Annotated in this window: 22 protein-coding genes and 1 pseudogene; 6 read left to right on the top strand and 17 right to left on the bottom strand. The window is 34.8% G+C overall.

The genetic code is table 11. The features are described from left to right. Positions 1–134: 134 nt before the first annotated feature. Entirely contained in the window at positions 135–536 is a 402-nt protein-coding gene (locus tag DR871_RS10785) for an RNA-binding S4 domain-containing protein (protein WP_113666294.1), read from the bottom strand. A gap of 79 nt (positions 537–615) precedes the next feature. Between DR871_RS10785 and DR871_RS10780 the strand changes: the two genes are divergently transcribed. Then, positions 616–1,617: an FKBP-type peptidyl-prolyl cis-trans isomerase gene (locus tag DR871_RS10780; RefSeq protein ID WP_113666494.1), complete on the top strand. Its 1,002-nt coding sequence runs from the start codon at positions 616–618 to the stop codon at positions 1,615–1,617. A gap of 67 nt (positions 1,618–1,684) precedes the next feature. Here DR871_RS10780 and DR871_RS10775 read toward each other — a convergent pair whose 3' ends face one another. Together DR871_RS10775 and DR871_RS10770 are read right to left on the bottom strand one after the other, a co-directional pair. After that, positions 1,685–2,638: a transketolase family protein gene (locus DR871_RS10775; protein WP_113666293.1), complete on the bottom strand. Its 954-nt coding sequence runs from the start codon at positions 2,636–2,638 to the stop codon at positions 1,685–1,687. Positions 2,639–2,713: 75 nt separating this feature from the next. Then, a complete protein-coding gene (locus DR871_RS10770; protein WP_113666292.1) occupies positions 2,714–3,565 on the bottom strand; it encodes a transketolase in 852 nt (283 codons plus the stop codon). A 150-nt stretch (positions 3,566–3,715) separates the two neighbouring features. Here DR871_RS10770 and DR871_RS10765 point away from each other — a divergent pair, with 150 nt between their 5' ends. From DR871_RS10765 to DR871_RS10755, 3 genes are all read left to right on the top strand, one after another. Continuing rightward, positions 3,716–4,303 (top strand): Crp/Fnr family transcriptional regulator, encoded by a 588-nt coding sequence (locus DR871_RS10765; RefSeq protein ID WP_113666291.1) that lies wholly within the window; start codon positions 3,716–3,718, stop codon positions 4,301–4,303. A gap of 86 nt (positions 4,304–4,389) precedes the next feature. After that, positions 4,390–4,890, top strand: a complete 501-nt coding sequence (locus DR871_RS10760; protein WP_113666290.1) for a hypothetical protein — start codon at positions 4,390–4,392, stop codon at positions 4,888–4,890. A 25-nt stretch (positions 4,891–4,915) separates the two neighbouring features. Next, positions 4,916–6,010 (top strand): alkene reductase, encoded by a 1,095-nt coding sequence (locus DR871_RS10755; RefSeq protein ID WP_113666289.1) that lies wholly within the window; start codon positions 4,916–4,918, stop codon positions 6,008–6,010. Positions 6,011–6,141: 131 nt separating this feature from the next. Here DR871_RS10755 and DR871_RS10750 read toward each other — a convergent pair whose 3' ends face one another. The 6 genes from DR871_RS10750 to DR871_RS10725 form a co-directional block, all read right to left on the bottom strand. After that, entirely contained in the window at positions 6,142–6,717 is a 576-nt protein-coding gene (locus DR871_RS10750) for a YciE/YciF ferroxidase family protein (RefSeq protein ID WP_113666288.1), read from the bottom strand. A 173-nt stretch (positions 6,718–6,890) separates the two neighbouring features. Further along, positions 6,891–7,211, bottom strand: a complete 321-nt coding sequence (locus tag DR871_RS10745; RefSeq protein WP_113666287.1) for a rhodanese-like domain-containing protein — start codon at positions 7,209–7,211, stop codon at positions 6,891–6,893. 1 nt (position 7,212) lies between these two features. After that, entirely contained in the window at positions 7,213–7,497 is a 285-nt protein-coding gene (locus DR871_RS10740; protein ID WP_113666286.1) for a rhodanese-like domain-containing protein, read from the bottom strand. Positions 7,498–7,658: 161 nt separating this feature from the next. Further along, positions 7,659–8,066 carry a hydroxyisourate hydrolase gene (gene uraH / locus DR871_RS10735; protein WP_113666285.1) on the bottom strand — a complete coding sequence of 136 codons (408 nt, stop codon included), beginning with the start codon at positions 8,064–8,066 and terminating at the stop codon, positions 7,659–7,661. A gap of 18 nt (positions 8,067–8,084) precedes the next feature. Continuing rightward, positions 8,085–8,627 (bottom strand): heme-binding protein, encoded by a 543-nt coding sequence (locus DR871_RS10730; RefSeq protein WP_113666284.1) that lies wholly within the window; start codon positions 8,625–8,627, stop codon positions 8,085–8,087. Positions 8,628–8,690: 63 nt separating this feature from the next. Then, positions 8,691–9,260: a Crp/Fnr family transcriptional regulator gene (locus DR871_RS10725; protein WP_113666283.1), complete on the bottom strand. Its 570-nt coding sequence runs from the start codon at positions 9,258–9,260 to the stop codon at positions 8,691–8,693. Between the two features lie 372 nt (positions 9,261–9,632). Between DR871_RS10725 and DR871_RS10720 the strand changes: the two genes are divergently transcribed. Next, positions 9,633–10,010 carry a hypothetical protein gene (locus tag DR871_RS10720; RefSeq protein WP_113666282.1) on the top strand — a complete coding sequence of 126 codons (378 nt, stop codon included), beginning with the start codon at positions 9,633–9,635 and terminating at the stop codon, positions 10,008–10,010. A 51-nt stretch (positions 10,011–10,061) separates the two neighbouring features. On the opposite strand, the gene DR871_RS10715 is transcribed toward DR871_RS10720, so the two are convergent. Further along, positions 10,062–10,499 carry a DoxX family protein gene (locus DR871_RS10715; RefSeq protein WP_113666281.1) on the bottom strand — a complete coding sequence of 146 codons (438 nt, stop codon included), beginning with the start codon at positions 10,497–10,499 and terminating at the stop codon, positions 10,062–10,064. Between the two features lie 210 nt (positions 10,500–10,709). Between DR871_RS10715 and DR871_RS10710 the strand changes: the two genes are divergently transcribed. Next, positions 10,710–11,549 carry an alpha/beta hydrolase gene (locus tag DR871_RS10710; RefSeq protein WP_113666493.1) on the top strand — a complete coding sequence of 280 codons (840 nt, stop codon included), beginning with the start codon at positions 10,710–10,712 and terminating at the stop codon, positions 11,547–11,549. 236 nt (positions 11,550–11,785) lie between these two features. Here DR871_RS10710 and DR871_RS10705 read toward each other — a convergent pair whose 3' ends face one another. From DR871_RS10705 to DR871_RS10675, 7 genes and pseudogenes are all read right to left on the bottom strand, one after another. Then, positions 11,786–12,199, bottom strand: coding sequence for a DoxX family protein (locus DR871_RS10705; protein ID WP_113666280.1), 414 nt, complete (start codon positions 12,197–12,199; stop codon positions 11,786–11,788). A gap of 78 nt (positions 12,200–12,277) precedes the next feature. Beyond that, a complete protein-coding gene (locus tag DR871_RS10700) occupies positions 12,278–12,682 on the bottom strand; it encodes a ribosomal maturation YjgA family protein (RefSeq protein ID WP_113666279.1) in 405 nt (134 codons plus the stop codon). Positions 12,683–12,714: 32 nt separating this feature from the next. Continuing rightward, positions 12,715–12,876: pseudogene (locus DR871_RS10695) on the bottom strand (YdeI/OmpD-associated family protein); the annotation flags it as partial. Between the two features lie 135 nt (positions 12,877–13,011). Continuing rightward, positions 13,012–13,203 carry a hypothetical protein gene (locus tag DR871_RS10690; protein WP_113666278.1) on the bottom strand — a complete coding sequence of 64 codons (192 nt, stop codon included), beginning with the start codon at positions 13,201–13,203 and terminating at the stop codon, positions 13,012–13,014. A 5-nt stretch (positions 13,204–13,208) separates the two neighbouring features. Continuing rightward, positions 13,209–13,925: a DUF3667 domain-containing protein gene (locus DR871_RS10685; protein WP_113666277.1), complete on the bottom strand. Its 717-nt coding sequence runs from the start codon at positions 13,923–13,925 to the stop codon at positions 13,209–13,211. Between the two features lie 368 nt (positions 13,926–14,293). Further along, positions 14,294–15,433, bottom strand: coding sequence for a pyridoxal phosphate-dependent aminotransferase (locus tag DR871_RS10680; protein ID WP_113666276.1), 1,140 nt, complete (start codon positions 15,431–15,433; stop codon positions 14,294–14,296). Positions 15,434–15,638: 205 nt separating this feature from the next. After that, entirely contained in the window at positions 15,639–16,097 is a 459-nt protein-coding gene (locus DR871_RS10675; protein WP_113666275.1) for a hypothetical protein, read from the bottom strand. Positions 16,098–16,235: the final 138 nt, after the last annotated feature.

Genomic DNA, 16,235 nt, shown 5'->3' with positions numbered 1-16,235 from the left:
GAAGGGGAGGGAGCCAGGTCTGGCAAAGGTTATTCGATGTTTTACTTAATTTTTATTTGTCAACACTTGTCTTCCCATCATACCTTCCGGGCGGAAACTGGGTTTTGCAAAGGCTATTAGATATTTCACTTAATTTATGAAGGCTCGTCTCCCTCTTCTTCGGGGAGGGTCGGGGAGGGGAGAAATTCGTCAATGTCTCTTCTGTCTTTTTTGGTTGGTCTACCGGTTCCATTTTTTCGATAATGTTCTTTTGATAACTTTAAAAGTTCCAAATGTTGATATGCTTCAGCCGGAGTGTCGTTTCGTCTATAGATATCCACCAATTTTGCCCCGACACGATTTTCAGGAATGTCTAAAACCGTAATGATTTGGGTGATTTGGTCTTTTCTAAAAGTGATTTTATCAGTAGGAAAAACTTCCTTTGATGGTTTGGCAACCAAGCCGTTTACCGTGACATGATTCTTTTTACAGGCTTCGGTAACCATGTTTCGCGTTTTATAATACCGCATGCACCATAAATATTTATCTATTCTCATAAATTTTCTAAAATCGGAGTTAAATAGTTTACAAAAATCAATCAAAATTGTATCTTGCGCACTTAAAAAATTAGCTATAATGAACAAATTTAAGTATTATTTTATTCTATTAATTACAACTGTCTCTTTATTTTCATGCTCAAAGGATGATGCTGCGGAAATTACCCCGCCAAGAGATTATGCAGTGCAATATGCAACTGATTTAACAGATATTGAAGAGTATTTAAAAGCATATCATATTACGGTTGTCAACCACGCTGGTTTTCAAGACGATCAGGATGTTACGTTTACCAAGATTGCTGCAGGCGGAACAGAACCGTCCATTTATTCTTATTTGAATAGTGCTACTTTTCCAAAACTTTTGAGTAAAGATGTAAAACTTCATGATATTACTTATAAATTATATTATTTGGTTTTAAGAGAAGGAACCGGAAAATCACCTTCTAATGTTGATGGTGTGTTGGCGGCATATAAAGGGGATTACCTTTCCCGACAAAAAGTTGCCGAAGTGGAAACGTTAACGACTACTTTTTTTGAAGAATCAAAAAATCCACAACAGTTTTTTAATCTAACGACTACAATTAATGGTTGGGGAGAAACTTTTCCAGAATTTAAAACCGGAAACTATTCATCTAATGCTGATGGTACTGTTGCATATAATGATTTTGGGGCGGGAGTCATGTTTATTCCATCCGGACTAGGATATTATAGCTTAGGAAGTAATAGTATTCCGGCATATGCGTCATTAATATTTAGTTTTAAATTGTATGAAATTAACAGACTTGACTCAGATGGTGATGGAATTATGAATTTTCAAGAGGATCTTGACGGAGATGGCTACGTTTATGATTACAGAAACAAGACAAACTACCCAACAACTCCCACAACAAATTTGGATGATACGGATGGCGATGGAATCCCGAACTTTTTAGATACGGATGATGATGGAGACGGCGTAAGTACCAGAACAGAAATCACAGGTACTAATGGTGTTTTAATCCCTTTTGAGTCTATCCCTAGCTGTGACGGTAATACTACTAATCCTGACAGAGTCAAAAGGCATTTAGTAAAATGTAACTAAAAAATACAATTCAAAAAAAATCCAGTTCACAAATGAACTGGATTTTTTTTGCTATTTAATGAATAGATTATTTTCTTTTCATTACTCTTTCAACTGCTTCAACAATTGCTTGGTTGTTCAATTTGTATTTATCCATTAATTGTTCTGGTGTTCCAGATTCTCCAAAGCTGTCATTCACCGCCACAAATTCTTGCGGTAATGGACTGTTCAAGGCTAAAACTCTAGAAACGCTTTCACCAAGACCACCAAGAATGTTATGCTCTTCAGCAGTAACGATACATTTTGTTTTTTCTAATGATTTCAAAATCGCTTCTTCATCCAATGGTTTGATGGTATGAATATTGATTACTTCAGCAGAAATCCCTTGTGCTTCTAATGCTTCAGCTGCGATTAAAGCTTCCCAAACTAAATGTCCGGTAGCTACAATAGTTACATCCGAACCTTCAGTTAAAACAATTGCTTTTCCTATTTCGAAAGGTTCGTCAGCTGGCATAAAGTTAGGTACAACTGGACGACCAAAACGCAAATAAACAGGACCATGATGATCTGCAATTGCTAATGTAGCCGCTTTAGTTTGATTGTAATCACAAGTGTTGATTACAGTCATCCCAGGTAACATTTTCATTAACCCTATGTCTTCAAGAATCTGGTGTGTTGCACCGTCTTCACCTAAAGTTAATCCAGCGTGTGAAGCACAAATTTTTACATTTTTCTCTGAATAAGCAACCGATTGGCGAATTTGATCGTAGACTCTTCCCGTAGAAAAGTTAGCGAAAGTTCCTGTGAACGGAATTTTTCCTCCAACGGTTAAACCTGCTGCAATTCCAATCATGTTCGCTTCCGCAATTCCAATTTGGAAAAAACGCTCCGGATGATTTTTCTTGAAATCGTCAAATTTTAAGGAACCTATTAAATCCGCACAAAGTGCCACAACATTTTCATTTTTTTGACCTAATTCAGTCATTCCCGCTCCAAAACCTGAACGAGTATCTTTACTTCCTGTATTTGTATATTTTTTCATTTTCTTTAATTGAATGATTTAAAAATTGAATGATTAGGAAAACCCCTTAATTCATAATTTATAACTCATAATTATTTAGTAGTCGCTTTCTCCCTCAGTATAATTTTGACCTAAAGCAATTTCAAGTTGCGTATCATTAGGCGCTTTACCGTGCCAAGCATGACTGTACATCATAAAATCTACACCGTTACCCATTTCAGTATGCAACAATACACAAACTGGTTTTCCTTTTCCGGTTCTTGATTTAGCATCATTCATACCAGTAATGATAGCTTCGATATCATTTCCTTTTTCAATTTCTAAAACATCCCAATCAAAAGCTTCAAATTTAGCGCGGATACTTCCCATAGCTAAAACTTCGTCAGTAGAACCGTCAATTTGTTTTCCATTTAAATCGATTGTAGCAATAAGATTGTCCACTTTTTTTGCAGAAGCATACATGATGGCTTCCCAGTTTTGACCTTCTTGCAATTCACCGTCACCGTGAAGCGTATAAATAATATGGTTGTCACCATTCAATTTTTTAGCTTGTGCCGCACCAATCCCTACAGATAATCCTTGTCCAAGAGAACCAGACGCAATACGCACTCCCGGTAAACCGTCATGTGTAGTTGGGTGTCCTTGCAATCTTGAATTGATCAAACGGAAAGTTGCCAGTTCTGATACTGGAAAATAACCGCTTCTTGCTAAAACGCTGTAAAATACAGGTGAAATATGCCCATTTGAAAGGAAGAAAAGATCTTCTCCAATTCCGTCCATATCAAAACCTTCTTTGCGTTCCATGATATTTTGGTATAAAACTACCAGAAATTCAGCACAACCTAAAGAACCACCTGGGTGACCTGAGTTTACTGCGTGTACCATTCGAAGAATATCTCTTCTGACTTGGATTGTTAAATCGTTTAATTGTTGTGTGTTCGGTTTCATTTGTGTGTTAAAATTAGACTGCGCAAATATAATCAGATAATTTGATTAATAGAAGGTTCCATTTTTAGATTTATCAATAGTTATTAAGGATTCTATTTTTTGGCACCAACACTATTTCTCACTTTTAACACTATTTAGTATCTTGCAAACATGTTTCAACAATTATTCAAAAGCATTCAGGAGAAAGTGACATTAACCCCAGAAGAAATGGAGTTATGTAAAACGTTTTTTATCCCAAAGAAGTTACGTAAAAAACAAACCTTGTTGCAGGAAGGAGACATTTGTATCTACAATGCATTTATTGAAAAAGGAATTCTTCGCTCTTTTTCCATGGATGAAAAAGGGAATGAACACATTGTACAATTTGCGATTGAAGGCTGGTGGATTACAGATTTGTCCAGTTTTCTAACCAATAGTAACTCTATTTATACCATTGAAGCGCTTGAGGATTCTGAATTGCTACTGCTGACCACTGAAGCAAGAGAAGCATTGATGGATAAAATCCCCATGTTCGAAAGATACCAACGCTTGCTTTTGCAAAATGCCTACATCGCAAACCAAGCCAGAATAAATTCGGCTTTAACAGAAACCGCCGAAGAGAAATACACCAATTTGGGACTGGCTTATCCCGGAATTGTTCAACGTGTACCCCAACACATGATCGCTTCTTACCTTGGACTGAAACCGGAAACATTGAGTCGGGTGCGCAAACAAATTAATACTCGTAGTTCCTTTTAATTGATGTAGATCAATAGAATTTCTTGTTTTACATCAACGGAAATTATACCGATACCGCCCTAAATTTGCCAAGTAAATAAAAGTCCATGTCAAATAGAAGAACATTTGCAGTTCTTGGTGTTTCAGAAACCAACAGTATTTTTCTAGCGAAGCAAATTGCCAAAACCAATCCCGTTTTGCTGTTTGATCATGATGCTGTTGTATTGAATACTGTTTATTCCCAAATACTTTCAGAATATCCAAATGCAAATGCGGAGATGATGATTTGTCCAACTAATGCCAGTTGGGAAGCGGATGTTATTATACTTTCAAATGCTGCTGCAACTGATGGTAATCTGATCGAAAAAATCAGAAATGTGGCTACCGGCAAGATTGTACTTTTTTTGGAAAACAAAAAGAACACGATTAATTTCGAAAGTACTCTTGACAAATTACAACATTTATTTCCTTTTTCTAAAGTTATTCAGAGTTTCGAATCAGCGGTTGATTTTAACAATTCCCTTTTTTTGAATGGAAACGATAAGGAAGCCGTAAAGACTATTTTGACACTATTTACAAGTATTGGTTTGCAAGCCAGTACCATATAAACTAATACTAATTTAAAAAAATCAAATGAGTAAATCAATTTTATTTCAACCCTATACATTAGGAAGCAGTACTTTAAAAAACCGAATGGTGATGGCACCAATGACGCGAAGCCGTTCTAATAATGAAGGAAATGTTCCTACAGCACTTACTGCGGAATATTATGGGCAAAGAGCTACAGCAGGTTTAATTGTTTCCGAAGGAACTTTTGTGAGTACAAAAGCAGTTGGTTTTATCAATGTACCCGGAATTTACAGTGCAGCACAAACCGAAGGATGGAAACTCGTTACAAAAGCAGTACATGAAAAAGGAGGAACTATATTCGCACAATTGTGGCACACAGGTCGATTGTCGCATCCGGATTTACATAATGGTGAATTGCCACACGCACCTTCAGCCTTGAATCCTTTTGCAAAAGCGTACACTAATGATGGTTTTGTAGATACAGTTATTCCAAAAGAAATGACGATTGAAGACATCAAACAAACCGTTTTAGATTTCAAAAACGGAGCTAAAAATGCGATCTCAGCTGGTTTTGATGGAATCGAATTGCACGCAGCCAACGGATATTTGTTGCAACAGTTTTTTAATGGGTATTCTAATCATCGTTCTGATGAATACGGTGGTTCAATTGAAAACAAATCCCGAATCTTATTTGATATTCTAGATGCTTTAGAGGGAGTTATTGATTATGCTAAAGTTGGTGTTCGATTGAATCCTTCGTTGCACAATGCGCAGGGAATGATGTTGGATGAAGAAACAATTCCAACTTATGAGTACATTATCAATAAACTGAATAATTACGGTTTGGCTTACATCCATTTAACAGAGCCTTTTACTGATGTAACTGAGGTACCTTTTGCGGTTACTGAAGTGGCCAAACATTTCAGACCATTTTACAAAGGAACTTTAATCATCAATAAAAGTTTTAACAAAGAAACAGGTATCAAAGTTATTGAAGAAGGGTACGCTGATCTTGTTGCTTATGGAGTTCCATTTATTGCGAATCCAGATTTAGTGGCTCGTTATGAAACTGATGCGCCATTGAACACGCCAGATCAAACTACTTTTTACACCGATACCGTAAAAGGATACACTGATTATCCAGCAATGGCTGAATAATTTAAATTTTTATTAGCTATAAAAACAGATTACATTTTATTCAAGTCAGATTTTAATTCACAGAAAAGCCCGCATTTGCGGGCTTTTTAGGTAATAGAAAAAACAGTTATTAGCTGTTTTTAGAATCAAAATTATGCTTTTATGTTTGTAATCGCAGCTGCTTTGTGAGCTTGATTGTTGATGGTTGACATTGCAATTCCACTTAATGTTGCATCTGTTTTTTTCTTTTCATCTAGTGTCATTGCCAGCAAATTGGCAGCTTTGTTTTCTCCTAATGTTTTAGCAAAAGCGTGCAAAGTACCATACGTTGCTATTTCGTAATGTTTCACTTTTTGTTCCGCAGCAATAATTCCTGCATCTCGTACTGCACCTATATCAGTTTCTTTAATTAGACCATCGGCTTCTTTTAGAATACCTTCCATAGCATCACATTTTTTTGCAGTTGGTTTCATACCATTCTCTTGAAAAATTTTCTCTAAGCGAGAAACTTGTTCTTTCGATTCATTTAATTGGCTTTTTAATGAGTTTACTAATTCTGGTGTTGAAGCATTTTTTACCATATTTGGTAAGGTTTTAGTCAAAACTTTTTCAGACCAATAGATGTCTTTCAATCCATTTTCAAATAAATCTCTTAATCCATGTGCGACATTGCTTTTTGTTTGCATAGCACCTTTAACACCTTCGTTTTTACTAATTGCAGTTCTCATAATAGTAGTTTTTAAGATTAAATTGTTTAGAAATAATAGATACTATTTTTCTATCTAACTCATTCACTTAATTTTTTTAAGTGGAATAAAATTAAACAAATTATAATCTAATCAACTGTTAATTAACTAATTGTAAATACGAATTGTATTATTTACCGTTGTCAAAAAATCTTTCAGCGTCCTATTTTATTTTTAAGACTGCTCCATCCGCCACCATTGTATACTGCAGTATAGCCATTAGCTTTCAAAATACTTTTTGCCGAAGCACTGCGCATTCCAGAGGCGCAACACGTAATAATAGGTTGGTTTTTATCTTTCACTTTGAACAGATTATTACGCAGTGTATCCACAGGAATATTAATGGAATCCTTAATATGGCCTGCTAAATATTCCGCTTTGCTGCGCACATCAACGACAATAGCTCCGTTCTGAATTAATTCCTGATAATCCACTTTGGCGCCAAGCCCAAATATTTTTTTGAGTATGTTTATCATGTTACACGATTTGGGATTGAAGGTAATTCACATCGAGCCACGAACCGCCATTATAGCATTCGATTCCGTGCGCGGTCAGAAAAACTTGTGCCTGTCCACTTCTATTTCCAGAGGCACAACAAAGTACTAATGGTACTTTAAGTTCCTGTATTTCCTGCATTCTATGCGGAATTTCATTCAACGGAATATTGATGGATCCCGCAACATGACCACCCATAAATTCATCGTAGGAACGCACATCGACAATGGTTCCCAGTTTCTCTTTAATTATTTTTGCTACTTCCATTTTATTATTTTTTAACGATTATTCCCCTTTGGTGCAAAATCTAGTACTACAAAATTACGACTACGTAAGTTATGAATCGTATTTATTTAACAACAAAATTCGGAAAGCATTTCGGGAATCGTTTTACTTTTTTTGGAACTTACAAAAATAATCAAGCGAAACTAATTGCCACGATACGTTGCATATCCATAACTGGAAAGCGTAATGGGAACGTGATAATGATTGGCATCTTTAATTTGGAAAACAACCTCAATAAACGGATAAAAACTGTCTGTCTTTTTGCTTTTAAAATAGTCTGCTACCAAGAATCTAAGTTTATAAATTCCTTTTTTTGTTTCTTTATAATTCAGAAAATCGATAATTCTACCATTTTTATCCGTTGTTTTTTCATCCACATATGACCATATTTTAGTGGTTTCATCGTATTTTTCTAATACAACCGGGACACCAATTGCAGCCGTTCCGCTGGAAACGTCTAAAATATGGCTGGACAATTGGTAGGTATTATTCTGCGAATAGCTTGTTGTTGCTACAGCCGTAAAAAGTAAACTAAATAGTAAATTTTTCATTTTTGTTTGTGTTTTAAATTAATGAGTTGTGATTTGTGCGGTTGCAATTGCACCTGATTTAGCGATTAAATCATCGTTTTCAGGACTTCCTCCTCCGGCAACACCAATGCCACCTATGACTTTTCCGTTGTGCCAAAGCGGATAACCACCGCCTAATAATAGAAGTTCAGGCAGTGTGGCTAAATTTTGAGTATCTGGATTTAATCTGGCATTTCTTGATAATAAAAGCGTAGGGGTTTTTGTTGATAATGCGGTGTACGCTTTTCTTCTGGCCGCTTCCGTATTGTGCGTTCCCACTTCGTCGCCACGAGTAAGGATTATAATTTGACCCGAAGCATCTAATACTGCGATGGTGACATTTTTTTTCAAGCTTTTTGCGGCTTCGCGGGCTTGTTCTGTTATTTGAAATGCAGTTTTGAGCGTTAGTTGAACGGATTGTGTCGTATAATTTCCTTCCTTTTTGGCATTTAAATTGGTGAAATCGGTACTTTTTTTAGTGCTGATTTGTGCCAATGAAAGTAATGGAATGAGTAGTACTAATAAACAAGAGTTGATTTTCATGATTAATTTTTTTACAAAATTAAAAATGAGTCGCATGAAAAAGCTTGTCCTATGTCAACGTTTTTAGAGTTTGGATTTTATTCGGCTTAAGGTTGAGGGAGAAATTCCTAAATAGGATGCGGCCATTTTATTTGAAACACGCAATAAAAAATGAGGTTGGTTTTCAATAATCCATTTTACTTTTTCTAAGGCATCAAATCCCTGAAAACCGTAAATGCGTTTTTGAGCCGTTATAAAACCTAACTCCAGAATCGCTCTGTAAATCAGTCCAAATTCTGGTATTGTTGTTACAAGATAATAAAAGTCCGTTCTGGAAATTACCAATAATTCTGATTTTTCTATCGTTTGCACGTATTCGTAAGCGGGCTGTTGATCAATAAAACTAGGTAAGGCTGTTCCAAAACCGCCTTCAAAAGCAAAAAATCGTGATGTTTCAATTCCTTCTTTATTAATGGTGAAAATTCTGATACAGCCTTTGTTTACAAAATAATACTGTTGGCATATTTCCTCATAACGCACTAAAATTTCATTGCGCTTGGTTTGCATTGGTTTAAAAAAGGAACAGATGAAATCCATTTGTTCATCATTGATTTGTGTTCGGTTACTGATATACTTTTGAAGTAATTCGTACATCTTATTAGGATTTAGTTTTTATATTTTTCGAAAGTAAAGGTACAAACAATAGATTCTTGGCAAAGTAATTCAACATAAAGACGCGAAGCAGGTTAATACAGAAAAACTCAAAATGACTAATGATTAGCGTCAGATTATTCCATGACTTACCTATAATGAACTAGGAATACAGCAGCTTTTTTATTAAAGCCAAGAATCGATTTATTTTTAAATTATAACAAATGAATAGTGTTAATTAAAAAGTAAATTCAGAACTAATTCCCTTTTTGTTAAAAAAATACGCTAATTTTAATAGAATAAGTATTTGAACTGTCACTGCATGCTTTTTGACAATTTAATAATACAAATATTAATAAAAATAAATAGAGCATAATGTCAGACAAAAGTAAAAAACAATTCGGAGTGTGGATGGATTCACATCACGCAACAATCGTAGGTAGAGAAAATGTAGATTCTGGAGATTTCGTAGTTTTAGGACACGAAAAAGAAGAAGGTCAAGGAGGAAATTCAAGTGAAAACGCGGCAAATAATGCTGAAAGAGATTCACTTCACAAGTTATTCAAAAACATTACTGCGCACATGCAAAATGTGGATGAATTACACATCACTGGACCTGGTGTTGCTCAAGAACAATTTATTAAATATTTGAGCGAAACTCCACAATACAAAAATGTACAGACGAAAGAAAGTACTTCTAATAAAATGAGCGATGAAAGTTTAATTGAATATGTGGCTTCACAATTCAACTAATCTATCTTAGATAAATGTAGATAGGCTGTCCGGAAGGGCAGCCTATCTTGTTCAATTTTTATTTTTCCTCCATGAATGCCAAGCGCCAGTTGACCATAAGGCTACTATAATAAGAAGTGGTTGAAGTGGAAGTCTGAGCCATCTGGCTAGTTCTGTATTGAGTCCGAAAGCATTTCTATGTTCGACCAGTTGTGCAATATTTCCCGGAAAGACAAGGACAAAAAAAGCAGCGACAATCCATCCAACCTGGATGCGATACTTAAATAACAGAATTAGGGATAAACCCAAAACAATTTCAACTACTCCAGACAGCAGAACTACTAAATCAGCGTTTACAGGAATCCATGGTGGTACTTGCGCTAAAAATTCTGTTCGACTCCAAGTGAGATGGCTAATTCCAGCAGTGGTAAGAAATAGTCCTAAAATATAACGGCTTATGTTTTGAGCTAAAGTCATTTTTTGGAGATTTTGTGTATTTGTAGTGTTCATTTGTGTTTAATTTTTTTGAAAATAAAGGTTGAAGAAGATACGCTGAATATTTGATTAAGAAAAACTTTAGCAGCATTAATAAACGAAAGTTTCATAGTAAATATAGGTGTATTAAAGGATATGAAAAACGTTTTACTCAAGAAAACCACTTTTTAAAGCTAAATTAACTTTCGTATTTTTTTTAAATCTTATATTCGTAAAAAAATGAATATGCGTTTCTCCTTCTTCATTATCGTCTTACTGAATGGTTTTCTTTTGGTCAACTGCGGTTCAAAAAAAAATACTGATATTTCGTATCTTAATTCTACCGAAAAAAATACCGCAAAACCGCCACAATTGAATGTTTTTGTTCCCCGAAAATCAAGTGCAACGCAAGTACCAGTTTTAATTTTTGTTCACGGAGGCAATTGGAACAGCGGTCGGAAAGGGACGTACGATTTGTTGGGACGAAATTTTGCCAGCAAAGGCGTGATTACAGTTATCCCGAATTATACGTTGAGCCCTGAGGCTTCTTATGATGATATGGCACGGCAAATTGTGTCTGTAATTCAATGGACAAAAAAGAATATCAGCCAGTACAATGGTGATCCCAATTCGATTTACATCACGGGTCATTCGGCAGGGGGCCATCTTGGTGCTTTGGCCGTCATGAATCCGAAATATGGAATTGATTCTTCAACTATTGCTGGAATAATTCTGAATGATGCGGCAGGATTGGATATGAAAAATTATTTAGAAGGAAATCCACCAACTGAAAAAGATGATTATTTGGCAACTTGGACCTCAAATGCGGAGCAATGGAAAGATGCTTCGCCCATTTATTTTTTAAATAAAAACACGCCACCTTTTTTAATTTATGTTGGAGACAAAACATATAATTCTATTAAAATTGCCAACAGTCGTTTTGTAACTGCTTTGCAACCTTTCCAACCCGATGTGACACCAATACGGTTGAATAAAAAGCACGTTCCAATGGTGCTTCAGTATTTCTCGCCTTGGAGCAATCGCTTTGATGAAATTATTGCTTTTATGAAGCTGCATAATAAGTAAAACTTAATTATCCTTTAGAATTTAATAAAAAAATTGAAACACATAGAAACATAGAAAATAAGACTGAGCTAGCCCAATTGCTTCGCCTGTTCGCTATCGCTCGGGTCTTGGGTTCACATTGCTTTGGTTTTCTCTAAAAAAGTGAAACGCCTTCCATAATTTTAAATTCTATTTTTCTATGTGTTTAAAAAATTAATTATCTCCAACGGTTTTGAGCAAGAAGAATTTAAGTAAGCTTATTTTTTCAAAATCGCATCAACTGAATATTTACCACTTCCCAATAAAAAAAGCGCGCAATAGGATAGTAAATATAGTAATGCAGGTTCCATTGTTCCTAAATCATCACTGATGTGAACAATAAATACGGCAACTACCATGGTTATGATAAGCGGAATCAACGCCAGTCTGGTCCACAATCCAAGTACTAGTAATGCGGAGCATAATACTTCGGCAAAGACGGTCAAAGCTAATGATGCCGGAACACCGATACCTATTGGATCACCAAATTCCATGTTGCCATCCATAAACTTCATCAGCTTTGGAATACCATGACTCAACATCAATAAACCAAATGTTAGTCGTAAAATAAGCGAAGCCCAATCTGTTGCATTAGCGGACCATGAACTTGAGGAAAATAACTTTCGGATCATATTTTTAAATTTTTTAGAATTGTGTTCAGACAAACATAAGATTTTTTCACAAGAATTTGCTTTATGAAATACCGTATTTTAGCGAAAGTTCATCTGCTTATGGATTTTATTCTTTCGTTTTAAACGGAGTGTTTCAATTCTAATTACGGTCAAAATTCCAAGAACATAGGCAAGCAAATCCATCCAGGCAAATGAATTCCCGAGCACAATTCTTGTAATCTTAGAATGTTGAAATCCTAGTTTTTCCACCATATTGAAATACTGCGCGATTTCGATAGCGAATGAAAAAACCAACACAAGACTTGCAGCTACCAAAACCGAAACTTTTACAAAGGATTTCACAAAACAATAGAGTAAAATAACCACTAAAAAATCTCCGGAATAAGGTCTTATAAAGTCATCATGAACGTACATGGCAAGGGCAACTTCTGTCAGAAAAAGTAAAATTGTAAGTATAAAATAATTGCGATTGAATTGAAACATTTTGGTGGTGAAATTATCTAGGGTTTTACTTTTTATAGCATTCGTTTTTGTTGCTCACTAATTTGTTTCGTTATTTCAAGCCTTACTATTCTGGTTTTTTCCTGTTTTGCCGTCATAATCCAATGGGTCATTACTTTTTTGTAGGACGGTGCTTGTGTATAAAAAAATTCCCATGCTGGCGGATTCGTTTTAAATTGACTTTCAAAACTTTACGATAACTCCATAGTTCCTGCCAGTGACTGGTTCTCGCAAAAAAATGGACAAGCTTTTCAACCGGAGTTTCATTGCTCATGCTTGGCACGCAACGAAACTCTAGCTGTTGGCAGATGCTATTTTTCTACATCTTGATTATTATTCTTAAAAATCATGTAAACGGTCATTACAAAGGTCAAAATGTAAATTACTGCCATTGCAGGTTTTTCAAATTTCAAGTTTTCAAAATCAAATTGTTTAACAATTGTCCAACCCAATACGATTGCGATAATTAATAGGGGAAATGGTATTCCTTTTTTATTGTTCATAGTTTCTAATGTTTGCTTAATATATCTATCAATGTTCCAAAAATAACTGGCAAAACCCAAAACGTAATCATTCCTAAAATATAAGCTGTGAGTGCTTTTACATAATTACCTGCTTTTTTCTTGTCAAAAAAATGTCCGATTGCCCAAGTACAATATGCAATACCTATTACACCCGCAATTGTCATAACGTGAAAATGTGTCAGACCTTCTATGAGTACAAAAACGGAAAAAATCAACATTCCCATTCCCATAACAAAGCAAAGCATTATCAAAATTTCGTAAAAGTTATAGTTGTACTTTTTAAAAAATAGTTTTACCCATAAAGCAATGAAGACCCCCATCATAATGTTTGCATAGCCATAATGGTCTTGCATCCATTTTACGATTGAGCCTGTAGTAGACTTTTTAGCTTCGTGATATTTTACGTATTCGTCTTCAATGTGGAAAAAGTGGTTTAAAAGTGTATAAATCAAAGAGGTTACAATTATAAAAATAATTGGCTTCACAAGTCGAGTTCTATTATGCGTAAAATAATTTCTAATGTTTTGTCCTGGATTTAGTATCAGTTCTCTGATTGTATATAAGATTCCACGTTCAAAATGTAAAACGTGCTCAATTTCGTGTATTATGTAATGTCCGTCAATTCTTTTCAGTTCGGATGGTTGTCCACAGTCTGGACAATACTTTGAGGTTAATTCTTTGTTGTAAGTTTTACAATTCATATTTTTTCTGTGAAATTTCTTTTGTTTGTGGTCGGTTCTTTAATAGCAGCTAGAAGTCAGTTCGTCTAAAAACCTTTAAACGAACTCTATTTAGCTAATCAGTCAGTAAATATATATGATTTAAACTACAATTAAAATTCTTTAATAAAAAACGAATTGTTTGTTTATGAAATAAAATAAGTCGCAAATAGTATTACAAACAGGTAGATAGCCCACTGTAGTTATTCTAATAAATAAGCATCTCTGGTTGTTGTAGCTTTATACTTTGTAGCGGTTTTTTGTTGTTTTTGTTATTTGCATACTGCTGTGGGAACCTTGCAAAACTGCGCTAACGATTTTGGTATATCAGTGCAGTTGGAGGCAGTTTTTTATTGTATTGCTTTAATAAATTTTTTCATTTCGTCCATTTTACCCACTGTAATCCTAGTCCATTTACCTTGCTCTTCATATATTCTTCCGCCTTCAATATTATTGTTTTCTAATTGCTTGAAATAATCCTTGTTGTATTTTGCAAGTGAAAAATAGATGAAATTTGTATTAGAAGAAATGCACTCACAATTTAATTTTTTGAGTTCGTCAATAGTATATTGTCTTACATTTTCATTTAGCAAGTAGCAATTTGAAACAAATTTGTCATCTTTCAACGAAGCTATAGCAGCAAGTTTTGATAATACACTAACACTATTATTTGTATTAGATTGCAAATTTGCCAAATTATCAATTATTGTTTTGTTCGCAATTGCATACCCAATCCGTGCTCCAGCCAAACCATACATTTTGGAAAATGTTTTGGCGATAATAATATTTTTGCGGTCATTTACGAGATTACTAAGGGATTGCTGTTTAGTAAAGTCCAAATATGCCTCATCAATTAATACAATTGTATTTTGTGAAATCGTGGTTACAAATTCTACCAATGCTTCTCTTTCACAAATTGTTCCTGTTGGGTTGTTTGGATTACAGATATAAACAAGTTTTGTATCTTGGTTTACAGCTGCCAACATAGCTTGCAAATTAATTTTCTTGTCGGTTGTAAGCGGTATTTTATTTTTCGTTAAACCTAAATTATCTAATGTAACTGTCCAATAATCATAGCTTGGGTCTGCGATTACATAATTTGCGTTGCCAGTCACCTTCGGTTCGTGTCCTTTGTCTAGTGATACAAATTTCGCAACCAAATCTAAAATTTCAGTTGAACCAGCTCCCAACAATATGTTGTCGTCTTGAACACTATTTTTTTTTGCAAGATCAGCAATCAGTTGTGTCGCAACATCCCAATTGTATCGGTTACTTATATTCGCATTGTCTACAAATGCTTTCCTTGCTAACGGAGATGGACCATAGGGGTTTTCATTTGAGCGTAAAAAAATTAAGTTAGCATCATTTTCAAAACTATTAATTAAATTTTCTGATACTAGCGGAGAAGCAAATGAATTGAAGTTTGAAAGTCCAATACCAGCTACTCCAATTCCAATTTTTTTCAGCCAAAGTCTTCGGTTCGTTTCCATACTGTCTTTTTCTTTAACAAGTCTTTAAAAAAAATAGTTTGTTACAACCGCAGAGTGTTAAAATTGCCTCCAACGTTCGCTTCGCCACTTTGAAAGGGCTGGAAATTCGTAACTTTTGAGTTTTCGGCTTAACGAAAACTTGATGCGAAACGATAATTCCACTAAATTCCAGTTAGCTCAAAATGGCAGTTGGCGGTAGTGTTTATTAATCTGCTGTGTTTTCATTTCGGCTAATTATTCGGTTAAAAACAATACTCATTACAATTAATATTGGCAATGCTAACCAAGCAGTAAATACTAATTCTAGGCCGTTTTGTCCTCCACTTCCATAACATAATGTGTTACTATTCGAAAATAAACTCCCAATACTTGACTGAATACAAACATATTCGACTAAATTAAATATTGTCAATTTCGTTTTCAAAGTCTTTAATTTTTCGTCCGTAATATTTCTAATATATTTTACAAAAATAACAGGTGAAACAATTCCAAGTATTATTGTTGAAGTCCAAATTATTTTCCACACTACTGTGCATTCTATTCCAAATGAATTTAATATCATTTGCGTTCCGATTAATCCCATTGCAGTAAAGCCAGGAATAAAAATTCCAATAATAGAGAATATAATTGTTGGTTTTAAAAAGTCAAAATTTATGTTTTTCAATTCTATTGTTGTTTATTACTTTTTCGTTTTTTGGGCAACATTACCCCCAACGCTTCGCCACTTTGAGATGGCTGGGAATTCGTAACCTTTCAATTTTCGGCTTTGCAGAAAGTTGATGCGAAACGGTAATTCCACCAA

Source organism: Flavobacterium petrolei (assembly GCF_003314435.2).
Classification (GTDB): Bacteria; Bacteroidota; Bacteroidia; order Flavobacteriales; family Flavobacteriaceae; genus Flavobacterium; species Flavobacterium petrolei.
Note: the sequence above shows the minus strand (reverse complement) of the source record. Positions and strands in the feature narration are given on the sequence as shown.